This is a genomic window from Massilia polaris, assembly GCF_012927275.1.
Taxonomy (GTDB): Bacteria; Pseudomonadota; Gammaproteobacteria; order Burkholderiales; family Burkholderiaceae_D; genus Telluria_A; species Telluria_A polaris.
Genome location: NZ_JABBGG010000014.1, coordinates 1 through 19,533 on the forward strand (window position 1 = coordinate 1; position 19,533 = coordinate 19,533).

23 protein-coding genes are annotated in these 19,533 nt (G+C 62.9%); 7 read left to right on the plus strand and 16 right to left on the minus strand.

Features of this window, described 5'->3' with window-relative positions; all coding sequences use genetic code 11:
• Positions 1-144: 144 nt before the first annotated feature.
• Complete coding sequence (locus HHL21_RS19305; RefSeq protein WP_169468925.1) at positions 145-603, minus strand: YaiI/YqxD family protein; 459 nt, start codon at positions 601-603, stop codon at positions 145-147.
• A 101-nt stretch (positions 604-704) separates the two neighbouring features.
• On the opposite strand from HHL21_RS19305, the gene HHL21_RS19310 reads away from it, so the two are divergent.
• A complete protein-coding gene (locus tag HHL21_RS19310; RefSeq protein WP_169468927.1) occupies positions 705-1,082 on the plus strand; it encodes a VOC family protein in 378 nt (125 codons plus the stop codon).
• Here HHL21_RS19310 and ruvB read toward each other — a convergent pair.
• From ruvB to tyrS, 9 genes are all read right to left on the minus strand, one after another.
• Positions 1,071-2,135 (minus strand): Holliday junction branch migration DNA helicase RuvB, encoded by a 1,065-nt coding sequence (ruvB, locus tag HHL21_RS19315; protein ID WP_169468929.1) that lies wholly within the window; start codon positions 2,133-2,135, stop codon positions 1,071-1,073. The genes HHL21_RS19310 and ruvB overlap by 12 nt on opposite strands.
• Positions 2,136-2,138: 3 nt before the next feature.
• Positions 2,139-2,717 carry a Holliday junction branch migration protein RuvA gene (gene ruvA / locus HHL21_RS19320; RefSeq protein WP_169468931.1) on the minus strand — a complete coding sequence of 193 codons (579 nt, stop codon included), beginning with the start codon at positions 2,715-2,717 and terminating at the stop codon, positions 2,139-2,141.
• Between the two features lie 16 nt (positions 2,718-2,733).
• The gene (ruvC, locus tag HHL21_RS19325) at positions 2,734-3,270 is read right to left on the minus strand and encodes a crossover junction endodeoxyribonuclease RuvC (RefSeq protein WP_169468933.1); all 537 of its coding nucleotides are present in this window, start codon (positions 3,268-3,270) and stop codon (positions 2,734-2,736) included.
• Positions 3,271-3,370: 100 nt separating this feature from the next.
• Positions 3,371-4,957: a bifunctional phosphoribosylaminoimidazolecarboxamide formyltransferase/IMP cyclohydrolase gene (gene purH / locus HHL21_RS19330; protein WP_169468935.1), complete on the minus strand. Its 1,587-nt coding sequence runs from the start codon at positions 4,955-4,957 to the stop codon at positions 3,371-3,373.
• 125 nt (positions 4,958-5,082) lie between these two features.
• Positions 5,083-5,316: a helix-turn-helix domain-containing protein gene (locus HHL21_RS19335; protein ID WP_169468937.1), complete on the minus strand. Its 234-nt coding sequence runs from the start codon at positions 5,314-5,316 to the stop codon at positions 5,083-5,085.
• Between the two features lie 73 nt (positions 5,317-5,389).
• Complete coding sequence (dusB, locus tag HHL21_RS19340; RefSeq protein ID WP_169468938.1) at positions 5,390-6,433, minus strand: tRNA dihydrouridine synthase DusB; 1,044 nt, start codon at positions 6,431-6,433, stop codon at positions 5,390-5,392.
• A gap of 128 nt (positions 6,434-6,561) precedes the next feature.
• Positions 6,562-7,209 carry a histidine phosphatase family protein gene (locus tag HHL21_RS19345; RefSeq protein ID WP_169468941.1) on the minus strand — a complete coding sequence of 216 codons (648 nt, stop codon included), beginning with the start codon at positions 7,207-7,209 and terminating at the stop codon, positions 6,562-6,564.
• 33 nt (positions 7,210-7,242) lie between these two features.
• A complete protein-coding gene (gene dtd, locus HHL21_RS19350) occupies positions 7,243-7,689 on the minus strand; it encodes a D-aminoacyl-tRNA deacylase (protein ID WP_169468943.1) in 447 nt (148 codons plus the stop codon).
• A complete protein-coding gene (tyrS, locus tag HHL21_RS19355; RefSeq protein ID WP_169468945.1) occupies positions 7,686-8,954 on the minus strand; it encodes a tyrosine--tRNA ligase in 1,269 nt (422 codons plus the stop codon). Before tyrS ends, dtd begins: the two co-directional genes overlap by 4 nt.
• 174 nt (positions 8,955-9,128) lie before the next feature.
• On the opposite strand from tyrS, the gene HHL21_RS19360 reads away from it, so the two are divergent.
• Both HHL21_RS19360 and HHL21_RS19365 read left to right on the plus strand, forming a co-directional pair.
• Positions 9,129-10,502, plus strand: a complete 1,374-nt coding sequence (locus HHL21_RS19360; protein WP_169468947.1) for a M23 family metallopeptidase — start codon at positions 9,129-9,131, stop codon at positions 10,500-10,502.
• A 96-nt stretch (positions 10,503-10,598) separates the two neighbouring features.
• A complete protein-coding gene (locus tag HHL21_RS19365) occupies positions 10,599-11,699 on the plus strand; it encodes an anhydro-N-acetylmuramic acid kinase (protein WP_169468949.1) in 1,101 nt (366 codons plus the stop codon).
• A 3-nt stretch (positions 11,700-11,702) separates the two neighbouring features.
• Here HHL21_RS19365 and erpA read toward each other — a convergent pair whose 3' ends face one another.
• From erpA to rplM, 5 genes are all read right to left on the minus strand, one after another.
• Positions 11,703-12,065 (minus strand): iron-sulfur cluster insertion protein ErpA, encoded by a 363-nt coding sequence (erpA, locus tag HHL21_RS19370; protein ID WP_169468951.1) that lies wholly within the window; start codon positions 12,063-12,065, stop codon positions 11,703-11,705.
• A 52-nt stretch (positions 12,066-12,117) separates the two neighbouring features.
• A complete protein-coding gene (locus HHL21_RS19375) occupies positions 12,118-12,516 on the minus strand; it encodes a bactofilin family protein (protein ID WP_169468953.1) in 399 nt (132 codons plus the stop codon).
• Positions 12,517-12,622: 106 nt separating this feature from the next.
• Positions 12,623-13,672, minus strand: a complete 1,050-nt coding sequence (gene argC, locus HHL21_RS19380; protein WP_169468955.1) for an N-acetyl-gamma-glutamyl-phosphate reductase — start codon at positions 13,670-13,672, stop codon at positions 12,623-12,625.
• 249 nt (positions 13,673-13,921) lie between these two features.
• A complete protein-coding gene (gene rpsI / locus HHL21_RS19385; RefSeq protein ID WP_131428569.1) occupies positions 13,922-14,314 on the minus strand; it encodes a 30S ribosomal protein S9 in 393 nt (130 codons plus the stop codon).
• Positions 14,315-14,323: 9 nt separating this feature from the next.
• On the minus strand, positions 14,324-14,758 hold the full coding sequence (rplM, locus tag HHL21_RS19390) for a 50S ribosomal protein L13 (RefSeq protein WP_169468957.1): 435 nt from the start codon (positions 14,756-14,758) through the stop codon (positions 14,324-14,326).
• 255 nt (positions 14,759-15,013) lie between these two features.
• On the opposite strand from rplM, the gene HHL21_RS19395 reads away from it, so the two are divergent.
• Genes HHL21_RS19395 through HHL21_RS19410 form a run of 4 tightly spaced genes read left to right on the plus strand, consistent with a single transcriptional unit; the run spans position 15,014 to position 18,850 of the window.
• Positions 15,014-16,450 carry an alpha/beta fold hydrolase gene (locus tag HHL21_RS19395; protein WP_169468959.1) on the plus strand — a complete coding sequence of 479 codons (1,437 nt, stop codon included), beginning with the start codon at positions 15,014-15,016 and terminating at the stop codon, positions 16,448-16,450.
• A 26-nt stretch (positions 16,451-16,476) separates the two neighbouring features.
• Positions 16,477-17,208, plus strand: coding sequence for an ABC transporter ATP-binding protein (locus tag HHL21_RS19400; protein WP_169468961.1), 732 nt, complete (start codon positions 16,477-16,479; stop codon positions 17,206-17,208).
• Positions 17,205-18,386, plus strand: a complete 1,182-nt coding sequence (locus tag HHL21_RS19405) for an ABC transporter permease (protein ID WP_169468963.1) — start codon at positions 17,205-17,207, stop codon at positions 18,384-18,386. The genes HHL21_RS19400 and HHL21_RS19405 overlap by 4 nt, the downstream gene beginning before the upstream one ends.
• A gap of 23 nt (positions 18,387-18,409) precedes the next feature.
• Complete coding sequence (locus HHL21_RS19410; protein ID WP_169468965.1) at positions 18,410-18,850, plus strand: OsmC family protein; 441 nt, start codon at positions 18,410-18,412, stop codon at positions 18,848-18,850.
• Positions 18,851-18,862: 12 nt separating this feature from the next.
• On the opposite strand, the gene coq7 is transcribed toward HHL21_RS19410, so the two are convergent.
• A complete protein-coding gene (gene coq7 / locus HHL21_RS19415) occupies positions 18,863-19,507 on the minus strand; it encodes a 2-polyprenyl-3-methyl-6-methoxy-1,4-benzoquinone monooxygenase (protein WP_169468967.1) in 645 nt (214 codons plus the stop codon).
• Between the last annotated feature and the right edge of the window lie 26 nt (positions 19,508-19,533).

The window sequence follows — 19,533 nt, forward strand, 5'->3', positions numbered from 1 at the left end:
GAGACTCGAGATGGTTGGCCAGGAAGTGAAGGGTATCGTCGAACATCGCGACGAAGGTTAACAGCGATGCCCGGCGTTTACAACAGCAAAATAAAAATGCCGTTCAGTCTTAACTGAACGGCATTAGGCCGCCGGCCCCTTTTTTCATGTCGTTCGTTTCACGTGCCGGCTCAGGTGCCGGTCCAGCGCGTTGGCAAAATTACGCTGGTCGGCCTGGTTGAACGGCGCCGGGCCGCCGGTATCGACGCCATTCTGCCGCAGCTCCTCCATAAATTTACGCATCGTCAGCATCTGCGCGATATTCGCATCGGTATAAAATTCGCCGCGCGGATTGAGCGCGAAGCCGCCCTTCGCCAGCACATCGGAGGCAAGCGGAACATCGCCCGTCACGACCAGGTCGCCGGCGTCCAGCAGGCGCACGATTTCGGCGTCGGCCACGTCCGCACCATTTGGCACCTGCAGCGCGCGCACGAAGCGTGAGCCCGGCACGCGCATCAACTTGTTCGCGACCAGCGTCACCTCCATCTCGAGGCGTTCGGCCACCCGGTAGAGGATTTCCTTGATCACGCCGGGACATGCGTCCGCATCAACCCAAATCCGCATGCTGTCTTTCGTATCGTTGTGATGGCGGGCAGTATAACGGACGCTGCACGACAGCTGGAAAATGTGGTATTGATGGTCGAAATAACAATGGAGCTGGCACCATGATCAAAAGCGCGATGTTTGTCCTTGCCGTACCTGACCTCAAACGCTCAGCCGATTACTACCGGGACGTGTTGGGATTCGAGATACAGGAGATGGGCGATCCCGGCTGGCGCTTTCTTGTGCGCGACAGCTGCCGGATCATGGCGGGCGAATGCCGCGACGCCATGCCGGTCGCCGACACGGGTGACCATTCCTACTTCGCCTACCTCGTGGTCGATGACGCCGACGCCTTGCTGGCGCGCGTCACCGAGGCCGGCGCTGACATCTGCAAGCCGATCGCGAGCGAACCGTGGGGCATGCGCGAGTTCGGAGTGCGAACGGTTGACGGCCATCGCATGATGTTCGGGCAGGACCTCGAACCAGCTTCAGCTGCCTAGGTTATCCCACAAATCCCCGGCTAGGTTCAGGCGCGGCGCGGCGACGCCAAAGTGCTGGTACGCCGCTGGCGTGGCGACACGGCCGCGCGGGGTGCGCTGCAGGTAGCCCTGCTGGATCAGGTACGGTTCGAGCACGTCTTCGATGGTATCGGCCGCTTCGCCGATTGCCGCCGCCAGGTTGCCGATGCCGACAGGCCCGCCGCCAAACTTGAACAGCACCGCCTCCAGCAGCTTGCGGTCCATGACGTCGAAGCCGACCGAGTCGACATCCAGCATGATCAATGCCGCATCGGCCATCTCCTTGGTGATGTCGCCGGTACCCTTCACCTGCGCATAATCGCGCACGCGCCGCAGCAGGCGGTTGGCGATCCGCGGCGTGCCGCGCGCGCGCATCGCGATCTCATGCGCGCCCTCTTCCGTGATCGGCGCATTGAGCAAGGCCGCGCTACGGGTGACGATGCGGGTCAGTTCAGCGGCATTGTAGAACTCGAGCCGCGCGACGATGCCGAAGCGGTCGCGCAGCGGATTGGTCAGCATGCCGGCGCGCGTGGTCGCGCCGACCAGCGTGAATGGCTGCAGGTCGATCTTGACCGAGCGCGCGGCAGGGCCCTCGCCAATCATCAGGTCGATCTGGTAGTCCTCGAGCGCCGGATACAGGATCTCTTCAACCACCGGCGACAGGCGGTGGATCTCGTCGATGAACAGGACGTCGTTGGCTTCGAGGTTGGTCAGGATCGCCGCCAGGTCGCCCGGGCGTTCCAGCACCGGGCCTGAAGTCTGGCGCAGGTTGACGCCCATCTCGCGCGCGATGATGTGCGCCAGCGTGGTCTTGCCCAAGCCGGGAGGTCCGAACAGCAGCGTGTGGTCGAGCGCTTCGCCGCGCTTGCGCGCCGCCGAAATGAAAATCTCGAGCTGGCCGCGGATCTTCTCCTGGCCGACATATTCATCGAGCTGCTTCGGTCGCAGCGCGCGCTCGATCGCCTCCTCGTTGGGCGAGGACGGCTTCGCGTCGATGATGCGCTGCTCGGTGAAATTGTCGGTCTGGATACTCATCGTTTAAGCTTTCGACAGCGCCTTCAGCGCGAACTTGATGCCGTCGGACACGCTCGCGCCGGCCGGCATGTTCTTCAGTGCGGCCGTGGCCTCCTTGTCAGAATACCCCAAAGCCAGCAGCGCGTTGAGGATGTCGGACTGGGTATCGTCGCGCGGTGCGCCAGCCACCGCGCCAACGTCGGCGCCCAGCTTGCCCTTGAGCTCCAGCAGCAGTCGCTCAGCCGTTTTTTTGCCGATGCCGGGAACTTTTACCAGCCGCCCTGCCTCCTGCAAGGTGACCGCTTGCGCCAGGTCGGCGATCGTCATGCCCGACAGGATCGACAGCGCGGTGCGCGCGCCGACGCCGCTGATCTTGATCAGCTGGCGGAACACCGCACGTTCGTTGGCGTTGCCGAAGCCGAACAGCAAGTGGGCGTCCTCGCGGATCGCCTGGTGGGTGAACAGCGTCACCTTCTCGCCGGTGTGCGGCAGGTTGTAATAGGTACTCATCGGCACATCGACTTCATAGCCGACGCCGTTGCAATCCACCAGCAGTTGCGGCGGGTTCTTTTCGAGCAGGATTCCGGAAATGCGACCGATCATCGGGAGCCTCTATACATTAGACGAGGCGGCCGCGCTTCATGCGCAGGCCGCCGAGGGATGGTGCGAGCGACTGGATCAGGGCCAGCGCGTCGTAACTGTTGGCATGGCAGATGGCGACGCCAAGCGCATCGGCGGCGTCCGAACCAGGCAGGCCGGGCAGCATCAGCAGGCGCGAGACCATGTCTTGCACCTGCTCCTTGGCCGCCTTGCCGGTGCCGACCACTGCCTGCTTGACCTGGAGCGCGGTGTATTCGGCGACCGACAGGTCGGAGCCGACCAGCGCGGTAATGGCCGCCCCGCGCGCCTGCCCAAGCAGCAAGGTCGATTGCGGATTGACGTTGACGAAGACTTTTTCGATTGCCGCGCAGTCGGGCTGGTAGGTCCGGACCACCTCGCCGATGCCGTTGAGGATGACTTTCAGGCGGGGCGGCAAGGCGCCGTCGCTGCCGGTCTTGATGGTGCCGGAAGCGATGTATCGCAGCTTGCTGCCTTGCTTTTCGATGACGCCGAAGCCGGTCGTGCGCAGGCCTGGGTCAATGCCTAGAATAATCATTACCGAATGTTATACCGACCGGCAACGCTTGTGGGGAAATACTGTGTAAAAACACAGTTGTCGGGCTCCCGCCGTGCGGCGGAAGCCCTTTTTGAACTGCTTAGTGGCGGAAGTGGCGGGTGCCGGTGTACAGCATGACGACGCCGCGCTCGTCGGCAGCGTCGATCACTTCCTGGTCGCGCATCGAGCCGCCCGGATGGATCACGCAGGTCGCGCCCGCGTCCACCACCACGTCGAGGCCGTCACGGAACGGGAAGAAGGCGTCCGACGCCACTGCCGAGCCGGACAGCGACAGGCCAGCGTTCTGGGCCTTGATCGAGGCGATGCGGGCCGAGTCGATGCGGCTCATCTGGCCGGCGCCGACGCCGAGGGTCATGCCATTGCCGCAGAAGACGATGGCGTTCGACTTGACGAACTTGGCCACGCGCCAGGCGAACATCATGTCCTGCAGCTGCTGCTGGGTTGGCTGCTTCTTGGTGACCACGCGCAGCTCGCCGATGCCGACGTTCCTGGCGTCAGGCGATTGCACCAGCAGGCCGCCGCCGACGCGCTTGACGTCGAACGGGTTCTGGGCGTCGCCGAGGGGAATTTCAAGCAGGCGCACGTTCTGCTTGGCCGACATCGTCGCGCGCGCTTCCGCGGTGAACGATGGCGCGATCAGCACTTCGACGAACAGCTTGGCCAGCGCTTCGGCTGCCTTGCCGTCGACTTCGACGTTGAAGGCGATGATGCCGCCGAAAGCCGAGGTCGGATCGGTCTGGAGTGCGCGGTGGTAGGCGTCCAGCGCATCGGTGCCGATTGCCACGCCGCACGGGTTGGCGTGCTTGACGATCACGCAGCCTGCGCTCTGGCCGAGGCCGCCGAGCGACTTGACGCATTCCCACGCCGCATCAGCGTCGGCGATGTTGTTGTACGACAATTCCTTGCCCTGCAGCTGCTTGTAGGCAGCGAGCGAACCGGCGGCCGGCGCCAGGTCGCGGTAGAACGCGGCGGCCTGGTGCGGGTTTTCGCCGTAGCGCATGTCCTGCACTTTTTCGACGGTGATGTTGAGCGTCTGCGGGAAGTTGCTGCGGGTGGCGTGCGCCTTGTCCGCGCCGAGGCTGGTCAGGTAGTTGGTGATCGCGCCGTCGTACTGGGCGGTATGGGCGAAGACTTTCTTGGCGAGCATGAACTTGGTGTCGTAGCTGACTGCGCCGGCGGCCGCGCCGGTGCCCTTCATTTCCGCCAGCACCAGGCCGTAGTCGGCCGGATCGCACACCACCACCACGTCCTTGTGGTTCTTGGCCGCCGAACGCAGCATGGTCGGGCCGCCGATGTCGATGTTCTCGATTGCATCTTCCAGGGTGCAGCTGTCTTTTGCGACGGTCTGCTGGAACGGATACAGGTTGACCACCACCATGTCGATTTCCGGAATGTTGTGCTCGGAAAGCTTGGCGACGTGTTCAGGGAAATCGCGGCGCGCCAGGATGCCGCCGTGAACTTTCGGGTGCAGGGTCTTGACCCGGCCGTCCAGCATTTCCGGGAAGCCGGTGTAATCGGCCACTTCCGTGACTGGCACGCCATTGTCCTGCAGCAGCCTGGCGGTGCCGCCAGTGGACAGGATGTTGACGCCGAGCGCGGACAATGCGCGTGCAAAGTCGAGCACGCCAGTCTTGTCGGAGACGGAAATGAGGGCTTGTTTGATCATGTGAGTGGCCTGGTTGTTGAGTATTCGAAGATGCCTGCCGGGACAGCTGCGGGGAGCAAGCGTCGCCCGCGCGGCGGCGCGAATGGCTCGCGCTCGCTAGCACGGCCACTCGGTGCTAACGAGGTTTACAGCAGTCCGTGCTCTTGCAGTTTCTTGCGCAAGGTATTCCGGTTGATGCCCAGCATCTGTGCCGCGTGCGACTGGTTACCTTCGGCGCGCGTCATCACGACTTCAAGAACCGGCTTTTCAACAGTCAATACGACCATGTCGTAGATGTTCGACGGTAGCTGTTCGCCCAGATCATTGAAATAGTCTTCAAGGCTCTTCTGGACAACTTCCTGGATGCTTTCTTTGCTCATGTTCGTGCTTATCCTGCGTGTGGTGTGTTTCCGCCTGCCGCTTTTGACGACAGGGTCCGCCCCATGGTTTTTCTTATGCTGCCAGCGCTTCGCTGGCGTTTTCGCCTGCGGAGGAAACGTCCGCGGGGCGGTATTGTAACCTCTCCCCGTGACTGTGTTGCGATTCGAAAAATTTATCTACTGCCAATAACTGTTCGGCGGTGAACTCGAGCCGGTTCATTTGCTGGCGGAAAGTTTCGCCGCCGGGCAGATCTTGAACATACCAGCCGATGTGCTTGCGCGCGGTGCGCACGCCGACGAATTCGCCGTAGAAGGCGTAATGGGCCTGCAGGTGCTGGTTCATCAGGTGGCGCACTTCGTCGACGTACGGCGCCGGCAAATGGGTGCCGGTGCGCAGGTAATGATCGATTTCGCGGCAGATCCACGGGCGCCCTTGCGCCGCGCGGCCGATCATGACCGCGTCCGCGCCGGTGTAATCGAGTACGTAGCGCGCTTTTTCCGGCGTTGTGATGTCGCCGTTGGCAACGACCGGAATGCCCACCGACGCCTTGACGGCGGCAATGGTGTCGTACTCGGCATCGCCTTTGTAGCCGTCGGCGCGGGTGCGGCCGTGCAAGGTCAGCATCTGGATGCCGGCCTGCTCGGCAATGCGCGCGATGCGCAATGCATTCTTGTTTTCGCGGCTCCAGCCGGTACGGAATTTCAGGGTGACGGGCACGTCGACGGCTTGCACCACCGCATGCAGGATGCGCTCGACCAAATCCTCGTGCTGCAGCAGCGCGGAGCCGCACCAGCTGTTGCACACCTTCTTGACCGGGCAACCCATGTTGATGTCGATGATCTGGGCGCCGCGGTCGACATTGAATTTTGCGCAATCCGCCAGGTCTTGCGGGTCGGCGCCGGCGATCTGCACCGCCTTCGGCTCCATTTCGCCGGCGTGGTCGGTGCGGCGCGAACTCTTCTCCGTTGCCCACAGGCGCGGATTCGACGCCGCCATTTCGGACACCGCATAGCCCGCGCCCAGCTCCTTGCACAGCTGGCGGAACGGGCGATCCGTCACGCCTGCCATCGGGGCGACGAAAACATTATTGCGCAGTAAATACGGTCCGATTTGCACAGGTCAGCATGGAAAGAATGGCGGGAACCTTTTATTTTAACCGATATACTGCTCAATTAATTAGCAGTTTTTTCGCATGAGGCTGACGGAAAACTCTAAATGGCGCTTGATCGGTGTTGATTTATCGGCTACGGGAGTTCATCCAGCGCGCCCTGGCGCAGGTGGCCGACCTCGCCCCAGCTGTCCAGCACCAGGTTTCCTTCTTTAATCGTGAAGCGGTTGATGCTTGCGTTCATGACCTTGAAGGTGCGCGGGGTTTCGAGCGACAGCCCGAGCGCAGCGCGGTAGGCGCACTCGAGCACGCCTCCGTGGGCGACCACGGCAAGTGTGCCACCCGGATGGGCACCGGCCCATGCCAGGATGGCGTCGACGGCGCGCCGGTAGAACTGGCGGAAGGTTTCGGCGCGGCGCTCGCCTTCGGGCATCGTCGAGTCGACGTCCCTTGATTGCCATGCGGCGAATTCGGCTGGGTAGCGTTGTTCGATTTCTGCGTAGAGCAAGCCTTCGAAACCGCCGTAGCAGCGTTCGCGCAGGGAGGGATCGGTCTCGACTGGAAGATCGTGCAGGCGGGCGACGGCCGTGGCGGTCTGGTACGCGCGTTGCAGGTCGCTCGAGACGATCGCGTCGAAGCGCTCGCCTGCCAGTGCCGAGGCCAGCGCGTCGGCCTGGCGCTCGCCTTCGGCGTTCAGGGCGATGTCGATGTGGCCTTGCAGGCGGCGCTCGGCGTTCCAGGCGGTTTCGCCGTGTCGGATCAGGATGATGCGGGTTGTTGGCATGTAATACCGGGGTAGGCCGTCAGGGTTGTAACACTATTTCGGCTCAACCTGGAGCCAGAACGTCACCGGCCCATCATTGGTCAGCGAAACCTGCATGTCGGCGCCAAACTGGCCCGTTTCGACCGTCGGATGACGCTTGCGTGCAGCCGCGACAAAATGATCGAACAGCCGCCGTCCATCCTCCGGGCTGGCGGCCGGCGTGAACGACGGCCGCGTACCGGACTTGGTATCCGCCGCCAGGGTGAACTGGGGAACCAGCAACAGCCCCCCTTCCACATCGGTCACGCTGCGGTTCATCTTGCCTGCGTCGTCAGAAAACACGCGATAGCCAAGCAACTTGGCCAGCAGCGCATCGGCTTCACGCCCGGTATCGCCTCGTTCGGCGCAAACCAGCACCATCAGGCCGGGCCCGATGGCGCCGATCGCCTGCCCGTCGACCGTCACGCTGGCCTGGCTGACCCGCTGAAGCAGGCCGATCATGCGCTCAGCGTCACTCGGGCGAACTTGCGCTTGCCAACTTGCAGCACGACGGTGCCGGCGTCCAGCTTCAGCGCCTTGTCGCTGACCACCGTGCCGTCGATGCGCACGCCGCCCTGGTCCACCATGCGCATCGCTTCCGAGGTGGAAGCGCACAGGCCAGCCTGCTTGAGCAGGTGGGCAATGCCAAGTGGCGCGCCGGAAACCGACACTTCCTGCACATCATCCGGAATACCACCCTTCGAGCGGTTCACGAAGTCCGCCAGCGCATCGTCCGCCGCCTGGGCCGAATGGAAGCGCGTGACGATCTCTTGCGCCAGTGCCACTTTGGCGTCGCGCGGGTTGCGCCCACCTTCCACTTCGGACTTGAGCTGGGCGATGTCGGCAATCGAGCGGAACGACAGCAGATCGAAATAGCGCCACATCATGACGTCGCTAATGCTCATGAGTTTGCCGAACATCGTATTGGCAGGCTCGGTGATGCCAATATAGTTGTTCTTGGACTTGGACATCTTCTCGACGCCGTCCAGGCCTTCGAGCAGCGGCATTGTCAGGATGCACTGTGGTTCCTGCCCGTAGTCTTTCTGCAGTTCCCGGCCAACAAGCAAGTTAAATTTCTGGTCTGTTCCACCTAGCTCAAGATCTGCCTTCAAAGCGACGGAATCGTATCCCTGCATTAAGGGATAGAGGAACTCATGGATCGAAATTGGAGTCCCACCCTTGAAGCGCTTGGTGAAGTCGTCGCGCTCCATCATCCGGGCAACCGTGTAGCGGGAAGAAAGTTCGACCATGCCCCGCGCCCCCAGCGGGTCGCACCATTCGGAGTTGTAGCGGATTTCAGTGCGCGAAGCATCCAGCACCAGTGAAGCCTGGCGGAAATAGGTTTTGGCGTTTTCCTCGATCTGCTCGCGGGTCAGCGGCGGCCGCGTTACATTGCGGCCCGAAGGGTCGCCGATCATCGACGTAAAGTCGCCGATCAAAAAGATCACCTGGTGCCCGAGGTCTTGCAGCTGGCGCAGCTTGTTCAGCACCACGGTGTGGCCCAGGTGCAAGTCGGGCGCGGTCGGGTCGAGCCCGAGCTTGATACGCAGCGGCTGGCCGGTTTTTTCGGAACGCGCGAGTTTTTGCGCAAATTCGCTTTCGATCAGCAGTTCGTCGACGCCACGCTTGGTAATGGCGAGCGCTTCCAGGACAGCGTCTGTCAGCGGCAAGGGGGCCGAACCATGCACGGCGGCAGCGGTTCTAGGTGTTACGGAAGGGTTCGTCATATTGTCAAAATCGAAATTGTCCTACATTCTTTGCGAGATTCGTCCTACAAACGGATTTGTTTGGTATAATCCTCGATCCCATCAATCTTGCTGACCGAAAACATCTAACACAGATAACAAAAACAAAAAGTTGTAGCCTTACGGATGTTCAAGCAGCAAATTTTAACTGATTGCATGAACCCTACAAACAAAATCACAGGCAAAAGCTGGACCAGCCTGCTAGGCACCACGCGAAAGGCGCGCATTTTGAGCGCATCCGCGATCTTCCTGGCAGCTTGTGCTTTCGGCGCCGCTGGTGTCGCGCCGATTGCACCCGACGCGTCCGAAGTTCCCCAAGTTTCCATCGCACAAGATCTCGAGTTGCCGAACCTGGCAGACCAGATCGCGGCCCTCCAGGATGACGAACAGCAGTTCGCCCAGGAAGAGCGCGTTCGCGCCGGCGACACCCTTGCCGCGCTGCTGACCCGCCTTGGTGTCGACGATGCCGAAGCCGTCCAGTTCATCAAGTCCGACAAGCTCGCCCGTGGTGTCATGCAGCTCAAGAGCGGCAAGCGCGTCCAGGCCCGCACCGGCGAAAACGGTGAACTGCTGTGGCTGCGCACGACCGTGGTCGACAGCCGCGACCTGCCGATCAAGAACATCACCATTTCCCGCAAGGGCGAGCGCTTCACGGCGGAAGAAAGCCAGGTCCAGCTCGAGCGCCGCGTCGAAATGCGCGCACGCGAAATCAATTCCTCGTTGTATGCGGCAACCGATTCGAACTCGGACGGCAGCAAGCTGCCAGATTCGATCGTCGCCCAGATCATCGAAATGTTCTCGACCAACATCGACTTCCGCTCGGACCTGAAGCGCGGCGACCGTTTCAACGTCGTCTACGAAACCTTCTGGCAAGACGGCATGATGGTACGCGCAGGCCGCATCCTGGCTGGCGAATTCACCAACCGCGGCACCACTTATCAGTCGGTCTGGTTCGAAGATCCGCACAGCAAGCAGGGCGGCGGCTACTACAGCCTGGACGGCAAGTCGCTGAAAAAGGCGTTCCTGAAGTCCCCACTGTCATTCTCGCGTATTTCGTCCGGCTTCTCGATGCGCTCGCACCCGATTTCGGGCGTGTGGAAGGCGCACAAGGGCGTCGACTACGCCGCATCGACCGGCACCCCGATCCGCGCAGTGGGCGATGGCGTCATCGATTTCGCCGGCAAGAAGGGCGGCTACGGCAACTTCGTGCAGATCAAGCACTGGGCCAGCTATTCGACCGCTTATGCACACATGAGCCGCTTTGCTCCTGGCATCCGCCGCGGCAGCAAGGTCAGCCAGGGTGACGTCATCGGCTACGTCGGCTCGACCGGCTGGTCCACTGGCGCTCACCTGCACTTCGAATTCCGCGTCAACAACGAAGCACGCGATCCGGGCAAGGTGGCCCTGGTCCAGCAAGCTCCGCTGAACGCAGCTGAAATGACCCGCTTCCGCATGGCCGCAGCCGACATGTCGCACCGCTTCGCGCTGCTGCGTCCGGCTGGTGCAGGCACCGCGATGGCTGCCCGCTAAGCAATCGAGCCGCAAGGCGTCAGCAAATTAGCCTTCCCCCACCTGGCGGAAGGCTTTTTTACGCCAGCGCCCGGCACAATCGCGGATAATTCGACTATGAACAATCCATCTACTCTCTACATCGGCCTGATGTCCGGCACCAGCATGGACGGCGTCGACGGCGTGCTGGCCGACTTCGGCAACGGCAAGATCACCACCATCAAGGCGGCCTTCACCAGCTTCCCCCCTGCCCTGCGCAGCGAACTGATGGTGCTGCAGGCAAATAGCGACAACGAAATCGAACGCGAGGCGCTGGCGGCAAACCAGCTTGCGGCATGCTACGCGGAATGCGTCGCCGCCCTGCTGCCCGACGCGCCGGGCCCGGTTGCTGCCATCGCCGTGCACGGCCAGACCATCCGCCATCGTCCGGAACTGGGCTTCACGTGGCAGACCAATAACCCGGCCCTGCTGGCCGAAGTGACCGGCATCGACGTGATTGCCGACTTCCGCAGCCGCGACATCGCCGCCGGCGGCCAGGGCGCGCCGCTGGTGCCCGCCTTCCACCAGGCGCAGTTCGGCCAGCCCGGCCAGAACCGGGTGGTAGTAAATATCGGTGGAATCGGCAACATCAGTGTGCTGCGCGCGGACGGCCGCGTGAGCGGTTTCGATACCGGCCCCGGAAACGTGCTGATGGATGCGTGGATTGGCCGCCATTCGGGCAAGGAATACGACGCCGACGGCGCATGGGCGGCGACCGGCACGGTCAATCCCATGCTGCTTGGCATCCTGCTCGACGAACCCTACTTCTCGCAGCCGGCGCCGAAAAGCACCGGGCGCGACCTGTTCCACGCCGAGTGGCTGGACGCGCGCCTGGCGCAATGCCCTGGCCTGCCGCCGGAAGATGTGCAGGCGACCCTGACCGCGCTGACCGCGCTGACGATCGCGCGCGCGATCAACGACGAGACCGCCGAAGTGGACGCGGTCTATGTGTGCGGAGGCGGGGCGTACAACGGCACGCTGCTGCGCGAACTGGCGGCTGCGCTGGGAGGAAAAACGCGGGTGGAATCGACTGCGGTGCTGGGCGTGGCGCCCAACCGGGTGGAAGCGCTGGCGTTTGCCTGGCTCGGCTACCGCTTCACACAGCGCGAAGCGGGCAACCTGCCGGCGGTGACGGGAGCAAAGGGACCCAGGATCCTGGGCGCCCTCTACCCCGCTTAAGGCTTAAACCGAGAACGACGAGCCGCAGCCGCAGGTCGAACTTGCGCTTGGGTTCTTGATGACGAACTGGGCGCCTTCGAGGTCGTCCTTGTAGTCGATCTCGGCGCCGACCAGGTACTGGTAGCTCATCGAATCGATCAGCAGCTGGACGCCGTTCTTGACCATCGTGGTGTCGTCTTCGTTGACAATTTCGTCGAAGGTAAAGCCGTACTGGAAGCCGGAACAGCCGCCGCCCTGCACGAATACACGCAGTTTCAGGTCGGGATTGCCCTCTTCCTCGATCAGTTGCGCGACTTTATCGGCGGCGCTATCGGTAAAGATGATCGGCGCGGGGATCGCGTCCAGGTTTTCGACGACTGCATTCATGGGGAACTCCTACTTGGGGGATACAACGCTCATTATAGTCCGTTGGCGCTACTCATGCTTCGGAGAGTTCAGCTGTTGCCAGATGAAACACTGGCTCGCCGGTCTGCATGTGCGTCAACTGCCCGGTCACCATGGCGCCGCCATGCATTTCCAGGGTTTTGTAATGGACATCTCCTACAATGCAGGCTTTCGGCTGTAATTCAAGCATTTCAGACGAATACACCGGCCCGGCAATGTAGCCGTTGACGATTAAGTTGCCACATCGCACCTCGCCTTCGATGCGCGCATGCTCGGACACCACCAGCATGCTGTCGGCGCCCTCGGCCGCGATCACGCTGCCGTGGACCTCGCCATCGATGCGCAGGCCGCCGGTAAAGCAAAGGTCTCCCTCGATACGGGCGGAAATGCCAACCAGACTATCAATCTCGCTTTTAGCGTTGCGACCGAACATGATGGGCCCCTTGTAAATTCGACCAGACGATCTGGTTAATTTACCGTGCTCAACCTTAGACACTTTGATCTAAGTCGTCCTGAAGCAACGCTTGCGAGTTATAGCTCTACGGTAACAGTGCGATTTGCTGGAGGCCGGTGGTTTCCGGCAGGCCGAACATCAGGTTCATGCACTGGACCGCCTGGCCGGACGCGCCCTTGACGAGGTTGTCCTGCACCACCAGGATGACCAGCATGTTGCCGGGTGCGCCATCCTGCTCGGGACGGTGCAAGGCCAGGCGCAGCATGTTCGAACCGCGGGTCGAGCGGGTTTCCGGATGTGAACCGAATGGCATCACGTCGACGAAATCGGAATCCTTGTAGGCATCTTCGAACAAAGCCTGCAGGGCGGCGTTGTCGATTTCTTTGGTCAGGCGCGCGTACAGGGTCGAATGCATGCCCCGGATCATCGGCACCAGGTGCGGCGTGAACACCAGCCCGACCTTCTGGTCCGTGAAGCGCTGCAACTGAGCAACCGTTTCCGGGGTGTGGCGGTGGCCGGACACGCCATAGGCCTTGAAGTTGTCGCTCGACTCCGAGAACAAGGTGCCGATCTCGGCTTTGCGGCCCGCGCCCGACACGCCCGACTTGGCATCGGCGATCAGGGAACCGGCATCGATGACACCAGCCCTGAGCAGCGGAACGAAGCCCAGTTGCACCGTGGTCGGATAGCAACCCGGGTTCGCGATCAGGCGCGCCGACTTGACCGCCTCGCGGTTCAGCTCCGGCAAGCCGTAGACGGCCTCTTCCAGCAAGTGCGGCGCGGTGTGCGGGATCTTGTACCACTGCTCGAAGGACGACTGGTTCTTGAGGCGGAAATCCGCGGCCAGGTCGATCACCTTGACGCCGGCGGCCAGCAGCTCGGGGGCCTGGGACATGGCGACGCCGTGCGGGGTCGCAAAGAACACGACGTCGCACCGTGTCAGGTCGACTTTGTCTGGCGCCGAGAACGTCAGGTCGACGCGGCCGCGCAGCGACGGGAACATGTCGGCCACGGGCAGGCCATCTTCCTTGCGCGACGTAATCGCGGTCAGCCTCACATCCGGGTGGACGGCCAGCAAGCGCAGCAACTCCACACCCGTGTAACCGGTACCGCCGACGATGCCAACTTTGATCATATTCGTTCCTTCGTAAAATGGTTGGGCGAAGCCCGATAAGCTAATAATTTTAACAGCGTCGCCAAATCCCCGCCGCGCCGCAGCGACTGGAAACATTCAAATTCAAAACATTCCAAATCGGGGTCCGTCCCCGGGGACGGACCCCGAAGTGTTTTGCAATTGATTTAAGACACTCCACAAGCAAAAAGCCGCGGGCTTCGCAGCCGGCGGCTTTCTGGGAGCAGCGCCGGAGCGCTGCCAGGAAACGAATTAACGCTTCGAGAATTGCTTTGCGCGACGTGCTTTGCGCAGACCAACTTTTTTACGCTCGACTTCACGTGCGTCACGAGTGACGAAGCCTGCACGAGCCAGATCTGGCTTCAGTGCTGCGTCGTAGTCGATCAGTGCACGGGTGATGCCGTGACGAACCGCGCCAGCCTGGCCGGATTCGCCGCCGCCGTGGACGTTAACCTTGATGTCGAAACGCTCGACATTGCCGGTCAGTTCCAGTGGCTGGCGAATGACCATCAGGCCGGTTTCGCGCGAGAAGTATTCCGACGCTGGCTTGCCGTTGACGATGATTTGGCCAGTGCCAACTTTGATGAAGACGCGAGCGACTGCACTCTTGCGACGGCCGGTGCCGTAATTGTAGTTACCGATCATGTCAGCTCCTTACTTAAACAGCACGAGTGCTTGAGGTTGCTGGGCCGCGTGCGGGTGGGAACCCTCTGCGTACACTTTGAGCTTCTTGATCATTGCGTAACCGAGCGGGCCCTTAGGCAGCATGCCCTTGACCGCTTTTTCAAGCGCGCGACCAGGAAAACGCTCTTGCATTTTCTTGAAATTGGTTTCGTAGATGCCGCCTGGGTAGCCGCTGTGACGGTAGTACGTCTTTTCAGTTGCCTTGGTGCCAGTTACGCGCAGCTTGCCTGCATTGACGACGACGATGAAATCGCCGGTGTCGACGTGAGGAGTGAATTCTGGCTTGTGTTTGCCGCGCAGTCGGAGTGCCACTTCGCTGGCAACACGTCCGAGGACCAAGTCCGTCGCGTCAACCACGAACCAATCGCGCTGGACTTCGTGTCCTTTAGCGGAAAAAGTTTTCATGATGACTTCCTAATTGTTTAAATCGCTCAAATGGTGGTTCCGCCTTCACTACCAGCGGACTCTGCCTTATTTACTTTTCCTGAGCAAACGGAAAGCCGACAATCATAACGCATCGGGCCTTGCCGCGTCAAGGCGCTGCTGGGATCGGTGTCGCTTGCCGGCACACCGGCAAGCCGCCTCGCATGCTCCGCCAAAGTTGTTGACTCTTGAAACAATGGCAATCTACTATTGCTCCGCATCTACTAAGGAGTCCATGTGAAATTTAGTGCCCGCCTTGCCGCCCTGCTGCTTCCCGTCCTGTTGTCGGCGACTGCCGCCCACGCCCTCCCTGCGTCGGCAACCGGGCGCGGCTGCCACCTGCCCGGCTCCGAAGAACCGCTGCGCTGCCTGAGCGTCAAGGTACCGTTCGACTACGCCGCGCCCGCCAAGACCATGGACATCCATGTGACGCTGGCGCCGGCGTTCCGCGAGTCGGCCCAGCCCGACCCGCTGTTCATCCTCGCCGGCGGTCCCGGCCAGGCCGGCAGCGACCTGCTGCCGATGCTCGATACCGTGTTCCGCCGCGTGCGCGCCACCCGCGACATCGTGTTCATCGACCAGCGCGGCACCGGCCTGTCCGGCAAGCTCGATTGCGCCAGCAAGCCCGAACACGAAGCCATGAGCGACGCGCAGCTTGAGAAAGTCGCTGCCGACTGCATCACCAGCCTCGGCAAGCACTTCGCCGCCTACACCACCGCCAATGCAGCGCGCGACATCGAGATGGTGCGCAAGGCGATCGGCTACGGCCAGATCAACCTGTGGGGCGGCTCGTACGGCACCCGCCTCGGGCAGGAATACGCGCGCGCCTTCCCTTCCCAAGTCCGCTCGCTGGTCCTCGATGGCGTGGCCGCGCCGGACCAGATCATCCCGGCCGGCGGGGTCGATGGCAAGGCCGCGCTCGACGGCCTGTTCCGCGCCTGCGCGAACGACCGCGCGTGCAACCAGGCCTTCCCCGCTTTGCGCAGCGAATTCGACGCGCTGGTGATGCGCCTTGGCGCCGGCCCGGTCGACGTCTCGCTCGCCAATCCGCGCACCACGCTGCCGCTGCGCGAGTCGATGACGCGCGCACGCTTCCTGTCGACCGTGCACAGCGTACTGTATTCACCGCTCGACAGCCGCCGCCTGCCATACATGATCCATAGCGCCCACCAGGGCCGCTGGGAACCGTTCGTCGCGCGCCGCAACGCCAGCGGCGACTTCGCCACCGATGGTCCGATGGCAATGGGACTGTACGTCGCGGTCGTCTGCGCCGAAGACTATTCGCGCCTGACGCAGCAGATAGCGGACGACGACGCGCGTGCGTCGCTGCTGGCCGTCGCCAACGTCAAGCAGATGGGAACGATGTGCAAGGCCGCGCGCGTGCCGCCGGTGCCGCTGCGCGCGCCGGCGCGGATCGACGCACCGGTGCTGATGCTGTCCGGCGCGCTCGACCCGGTCACGCCGCCGCGCCGCGCCGAAGCCGCCGGCAAGCACATGGCGCGCGCCCAGCACGTGGTGGTCACCCACGCGGGCCACGGCATCTCGCCGCTCGGCTGCGGTCCGCGCCTGCTGCGCACCTTCCTCGACGACCCGGCGCAGAAGCTCGACGCCAAGTGCCTGTCCGAGATCCCGGCCCCGACCTTCCAGGTCGGCAGCGCCGGGCCACACCCTTAATATTCAATAAGCGTACCGAGGCAAACATGATTGAAGCAAGCGACGTCCGTAAACACTTCGGCGAGGTGAAGGCGCTCGGCGGGGTGTCCTTCACCGCGCGCGACGGCCAGATCACCGCGCTGCTGGGCCCCAACGGGGCCGGCAAGACCACCCTGCTGCGCCTGCTGGTCGGCCTGCTCGCGCGCGATCACGGCAGCATCGCCATCGGCGGCGTCGACCCGGCCGTCGACCCGATGTCGGTGCGCCGGAATATCGGCTTCCTGACCGACCAGTTCGGGCTGTACGAGCGCCTCACCACGCGCGAATACCTGACCTACTTCGGTGAACTGAACGGCATGGGCGGCGCCGCGCTGCGCCAGCGCATCGACGAAGTGGCGGACCTGCTGTCGCTGGACGACATCCTGATGCGCCACACCAAAGGTTTCTCGCAGGGCCAGCGCATCAAAGTCGCGATGGCGCGCACCTTGCTGCACCGGCCGCGCCACCTGCTGCTCGACGAGCCGAGCCGCGGCCTCGACGTGATGAGCACGCGCGCGCTGCGCCATGCGCTCACCGTACTGCGCAAGGAAGGCTGCTGCGTGCTGATGGCCACCCACGTGATGCAGGAAGTGACCCACCTGTGCGATGACGTGATCGTGATCGCGCAGGGCCACACCGTGGCGCAGGGATCGCCCGAAGAACTGTGCCGGCGCACCGGCATCGCCAACCTCGAAGATGCATTTGTCAGCCTGGTGGGCGAAGAAGGGATTGCAGCATGAAGCCAAAGTTCATGGTCGTATTCATGAAGGAGTTCCGCGAGACCTTGCGCGACCGCCGTTCGCTGGTGCTGCTTGCGCTGTTCACGCTGATGTATCCGCTGATGCTCGGCTACATGCTGAACAAGCAGATCGAGCGCGCCACCAAGCCCGAACGCGAAGGCATGGAGCTGGCCGTCATCGGCGCGGCGCAGGCGCCCAACCTGATGGCGCAGTTCAAGCAGAAGAACGTGACCGTGCAGCAGGTCGACGCGATGGACGAAGAGGCCATCGGCGAACTGCTCAAGTCGCGCAAGGTGGTGGCGGTACTGCGCATCGACGACAAGTTCGCCGAGAACTACCAGGAGATGCGCCCGGCGCAGGTCGAGCTGTGGTTCGATTCGGCGATCGACAACGGGCCGCGCGTGCGCGACGTCGAGGCGGTACTGAACGCCTACAGCATGGACATCGCCAGTGCGCGCCTGCTGGCGCACGGCGTCTCGCCGGTGACGATGGCGCCGGTGAAGGTGCAGCGCTACGACACCGGCGGCACCGCCGGCCGTTCGGGCGTGATCGGCGCGATGATCGGGTTCCTGTTCTTCCCGGCGTTCGGCTGCTGCCTGTCGGCCGCGGTCGACAGCACCGCGGGCGAACGCGAACGGCGCTCGATGGAAGTGCTGATGGCGCAGCCGGTGCGCACGTGGGAACTCATTGGCGGCAAATGGCTCGCCGCCGGCATCCTGTCGGTGATCGCCATTACGCTGGAACTGGCGCTGGCGCACGGCATCCTCAGCTGGCTGCCGCTGGAAGAAGTCGGCACGTCGTGGCGCGTCACGTCCGCCGACCTGGCGCTGATCTGCCTGGCCTCGCTGCCGCTGTCGCTGCTGGCCGCCGCGGTGCACATCGCGATGGCGATGAACGCCAAGTCGTTCAAGGAAGCCCAGACCACGGCCAGCGTCGTAATGCTGGTGCCGATGATCCCGGGCGTGGTGGTATCGATGATGGAGCTGAAAACGGCCGCGTGGATGTATGCGGTGCCGATGCTGTCGAACCAGACCTTGCTCGGCGAAGTGGCCAAGGGCCAGGACATCGGCGCGATGCCGTACCTGCTGACCTTCTTCAGTTCGCTGATACCGGCGCTGGCCGGCGTCGCCTTCGCCAGCTGGCGCCTGCGCAGCGAACGTTACGTACTGGCGGTATAGTCACGTTTTAAACGGAGGCAGCAATGGATGTAAAAGTCAGCTGGAACGGGCCGTCGGGCATGAGTTTCCGGGCCGAGACCGGGTCGGGCCACATGGTGTCGATGGACGGCGCGCCTGAAGGCGGCGGCCATAACCTGGCGCCGCGCCCGATGGAGATGGTGTTGCTCGGTACCGGCGGCTGCACCGCCTACGATGTGGTGCTGATCCTGAAGCGCGGGCGCGAGCAGGTCGAAGGCTGCGACGTCAGCTTGCGCGCCGAGCGCGCCGAGACCGATCCGAAGGTCTTCACGCGCATCCACTTCCACTTTGTCGTCACCGGCAAAAACCTCAAGCACGCGGCGGTGGAGCGCGCGATCAACCTGTCTCACGACAAGTACTGCTCGGCCTCGATCATGCTCGCCAAGACGGCGGCCTTCACCCATTCATTCGACATCGTCGACACCGGCGCGCCAGCTGCGGTGTAGTTCGCTGATGGGTCAGATGTAGTAGGCGGTGGTGGTCATCACCTTGGACATCGCCGTCATGCCTGCCTTCACCACGAATGGCGTATCGGCCGCGCCCATGGCCTGGGCTGCGGCGCCGTGGGCGATTTCATCGGCGCGCATCTGCTCGACGATGGCGCGCGATTTGGCGTCCTGCGCCGGCAGCTCGACCAGGTGGCGGTCCAGGTGCGCCTCGACCTGGCGCTCGGTTTCAACCACGAAGCCGAGGCTGCGGGCGTCGCCAAGGTGCGCCGCGACCGCGCCAATCGCGTAGGCGCCGGCATACCACAGCGGATTGAACAGGCTCGGTTGCGAGCCGAGTTCCGACAAGCGCTGCGCGGTCCAGGCCAGGTGGTCTTCTTCCTCGCGGCCAGCCTGTTCGAACTGTTCGCGCATCTGCGGGTTCTTTGCACAGCGCGCCTGCGAATCGTACAGCGCCTGCGCGCACACTTCGCCAACGTGGTTCACCCGCATCAGGCCGGCGCTATGGCGCTGCTCGCGCTCGTCGAGCGCGGCGTCGGCCGCATGGACCGCCGGGTTCGGGCGCGACGCGGTGGCCACGCCGCCGATGACGCGCAGCGCCTTGTCGACGTTGACGATCAGCTTATCGAGTGGATTGAGTAAACGCTGGGATGGCATGGCGGTGTCCAGTAATGCTGTAAAAA

Bases quoted from the DNA above. Each gene is read 5' to 3' on its own strand.
- HHL21_RS19410 (WP_169468965.1), top strand. From the start codon at position 18,410: ATGGATGTAAAAGTCAGCTGGAACGGGCCGTCGGGCATGAGTTTCCGG.
- ruvA (WP_169468931.1), bottom strand. From the start codon at position 2,717: ATGATCGGTCGCATTTCCGGAATCCTGCTCGAAAAGAACCCGCCGCAA.
- HHL21_RS19310 (WP_169468927.1), top strand. From the start codon at position 705: ATGATCAAAAGCGCGATGTTTGTCCTTGCCGTACCTGACCTCAAACGC.
- rplM (WP_169468957.1), bottom strand. From the start codon at position 14,758: ATGAAAACTTTTTCCGCTAAAGGACACGAAGTCCAGCGCGATTGGTTC.
- coq7 (WP_169468967.1), bottom strand. From the start codon at position 19,507: ATGCCATCCCAGCGTTTACTCAATCCACTCGATAAGCTGATCGTCAAC.
- erpA (WP_169468951.1), bottom strand. From the start codon at position 12,065: ATGAATGCAGTCGTCGAAAACCTGGACGCGATCCCCGCGCCGATCATC.
- rpsI (WP_131428569.1), bottom strand. From the start codon at position 14,314: ATGATCGGTAACTACAATTACGGCACCGGCCGTCGCAAGAGTGCAGTC.
- HHL21_RS19335 (WP_169468937.1), bottom strand. From the start codon at position 5,316: ATGAGCAAAGAAAGCATCCAGGAAGTTGTCCAGAAGAGCCTTGAAGAC.
- HHL21_RS19360 (WP_169468947.1), top strand. From the start codon at position 9,129: ATGAACCCTACAAACAAAATCACAGGCAAAAGCTGGACCAGCCTGCTA.
- HHL21_RS19305 (WP_169468925.1), bottom strand. From the start codon at position 603: ATGCGGATTTGGGTTGATGCGGACGCATGTCCCGGCGTGATCAAGGAA.
- HHL21_RS19400 (WP_169468961.1), top strand. From the start codon at position 16,477: ATGATTGAAGCAAGCGACGTCCGTAAACACTTCGGCGAGGTGAAGGCG.
- tyrS (WP_169468945.1), bottom strand. From the start codon at position 8,954: ATGACGAACCCTTCCGTAACACCTAGAACCGCTGCCGCCGTGCATGGT.
- HHL21_RS19345 (WP_169468941.1), bottom strand. From the start codon at position 7,209: ATGCCAACAACCCGCATCATCCTGATCCGACACGGCGAAACCGCCTGG.
- ruvC (WP_169468933.1), bottom strand. From the start codon at position 3,270: ATGATTATTCTAGGCATTGACCCAGGCCTGCGCACGACCGGCTTCGGC.
- purH (WP_169468935.1), bottom strand. From the start codon at position 4,957: ATGATCAAACAAGCCCTCATTTCCGTCTCCGACAAGACTGGCGTGCTC.
- ruvB (WP_169468929.1), bottom strand. From the start codon at position 2,135: ATGAGTATCCAGACCGACAATTTCACCGAGCAGCGCATCATCGACGCG.
- argC (WP_169468955.1), bottom strand. From the start codon at position 13,672: ATGATCAAAGTTGGCATCGTCGGCGGTACCGGTTACACGGGTGTGGAG.
- HHL21_RS19365 (WP_169468949.1), top strand. From the start codon at position 10,599: ATGAACAATCCATCTACTCTCTACATCGGCCTGATGTCCGGCACCAGC.
- HHL21_RS19375 (WP_169468953.1), bottom strand. From the start codon at position 12,516: ATGTTCGGTCGCAACGCTAAAAGCGAGATTGATAGTCTGGTTGGCATT.
- dtd (WP_169468943.1), bottom strand. From the start codon at position 7,689: ATGATCGGCCTGCTTCAGCGGGTCAGCCAGGCCAGCGTGACGGTCGAC.
- HHL21_RS19405 (WP_169468963.1), top strand. From the start codon at position 17,205: ATGAAGCCAAAGTTCATGGTCGTATTCATGAAGGAGTTCCGCGAGACC.